This is a genomic window from Sunxiuqinia elliptica, from assembly GCF_900113005.1.
Taxonomy (GTDB): domain Bacteria; phylum Bacteroidota; class Bacteroidia; order Bacteroidales; family Prolixibacteraceae; genus Sunxiuqinia; species Sunxiuqinia elliptica.
The window spans coordinates 1-1,326 of the sequence record NZ_FONW01000025.1 but is presented as its reverse complement, the minus strand read 5'-3'; the positions used below and the strand labels follow the sequence as shown (position 1 = coordinate 1,326).

Annotated in this window: 1 protein-coding gene; it reads left to right on the top strand. The window is 37.0% G+C overall.

From position 1 onward, the window contains the following. Positions 1-152: 152 nt before the first annotated feature. Positions 153-1,151: a CPBP family intramembrane glutamic endopeptidase gene (locus BM156_RS20555; RefSeq protein WP_093921785.1), complete on the top strand. Its 999-nt coding sequence runs from the start codon at positions 153-155 to the stop codon at positions 1,149-1,151. The last annotated feature ends 175 nt before the right edge of the window (positions 1,152-1,326 follow it).

The following is a 1,326-nucleotide window of genomic DNA, read 5'->3' as shown; positions in this document are numbered from 1 at the left end:
ATATTAGAAGAGCCGTATGACGGGAGACTGTCAAGTACGGTTCTGTGAGAGGCTGGGGGTGAAATTCCCCCGGTCTACTCGACCAAGTGACCGTTGTGTGCAACCATGAACAAAAAAGAAACCAAATATTACTAATCAAACAAATCTATAACATGACACTTCCAGTACTAAAGAGGACAATTATTATTTTGGGAATTCTGCTTCTGCTACTGGGGCTCTTTATGATATTCTCCCACATAAAATATGGATTTGAACTATTTGTCGTGGGGATAATAACTTTACCAGCAGGAATATTCATTCCTATTCATCTCGACAAAAAAGGAGAAAAGAAGGAAATTATAAAACGAGTAAAAAGCTACCCAAATATCATTCAAAGTTTCGGGATAACAGGAATGGTTATCTTAGGAATGTTGCTCGTAAGTCCACTGAAAACAGTACTTGAGAAATTTACGAACAAAGAAATTTCCATGTTCATTGGATACATTCTCTCATTTGGAACAGTTTTTATGATTATACACAGCATTAAAAAGCATAAAGAAAAAGTAAGTTCATTTAATCTGTCAATAGAAAATAAGCAAATTATCCCTTTCGTTATTGTCACTTCAATTGCTTTATTGGTTGGATTTTGTGGTCCAATAAGCGGACTAATTCCAATTCCAGACTCAATACAAAAATCCCTTTTAGAATTGGCAGGACAAACCGGAGTATGGGCTTTCGTTCTTATGGTAATTGCAGCTCCGATACTGGAAGAATTAATTTTTCGAGGAATTATTTTGGACGGACTCCTGAAAAGATATACGCCTGCAACATCAATAATGGTTTCCAGTTTGCTTTTTGGTATCGCTCATTTTAATCCATGGCAATTTGTTACAGGTTTAATAATTGGAGCTTTTTCAGGTTGGATTTATTACAAAACTAAAAGTCTGACACTAACTATAATTATACATGCTGCAGCAAATCTGACTGGCTTTACAATGAGATATTTTATCGACTTGGATTCCTCAATGAATCAAGGAATAATAGAGAGTTATGGCGGATTGAGAAATTTGACAATGCTAATAATCGGCTCAACTATAATTATCGCAACATCAATATATTATATACAAAGACAGTTTAAAAAAAGAGAAATGGCAGCACACAACAAATTGTAAATTGCATTGCGGGGTTCGTGGTGTGTCGTTCGCTGGATTCTCGCAACATCGTTCCGTCCTGTCGGACTGGAACGAGCTCCGAAATCCGCAACGACAACTTAGTGTGCCGAGAAGCAGAACATCGGCATAATTATCGTTCTGCATGCTGTAAATAAGATGGAGGAATCCGGCAGTA

Bases quoted from the DNA above. Each gene is read 5' to 3' on its own strand.
- BM156_RS20555 (WP_093921785.1), top strand. From the start codon at position 153: ATGACACTTCCAGTACTAAAGAGGACAATTATTATTTTGGGAATTCTG.